The sequence below is a fragment of the Rhodoferax ferrireducens genome, assembly GCF_003347515.1.
Classification (GTDB): Bacteria; Pseudomonadota; Gammaproteobacteria; order Burkholderiales; family Burkholderiaceae_C; genus Rhodoferax.
This window is the reverse complement of record NZ_QEII01000305.1, coordinates 1-255: the sequence shown is the minus strand read 5'-3', so window position 1 is coordinate 255 and position 255 is coordinate 1. Positions and strand designations below refer to the sequence as shown.

General features: G+C 56.9%; 1 pseudogene. It reads left to right on the top strand.

Annotation, left to right across the window (positions count from 1 at the left end):
- Positions 1-68 precede the first annotated feature (68 nt).
- Positions 69-255, top strand: a pseudogene (locus C5P05_RS35335) (IS3 family transposase); the annotation flags it as partial.

The following is a 255-nucleotide window of genomic DNA, read 5'->3' as shown; positions in this document are numbered from 1 at the left end:
AACCGGCAACTGCGAGGCGATGTGGATATCTTAAAAAAAGCATCGGCCTTCTTTGCCCGGGAACTGCGATGAGCTTCCAGCTTGTCGAGCAACTGCAGCAGAAGGCCGTGCCGGTAAACCAAATGTGTCGAGTCTTGGGCATTAGTCGCTCAGGCTATTACACAGCCCGCAAGCGCGACCAAGCCCAGCCTGTGGTTTGCGAAGCCAGCGTGCACATGAAGGCTGCGTTTGCTGCAAGTGGCGGGGCCTATGGGA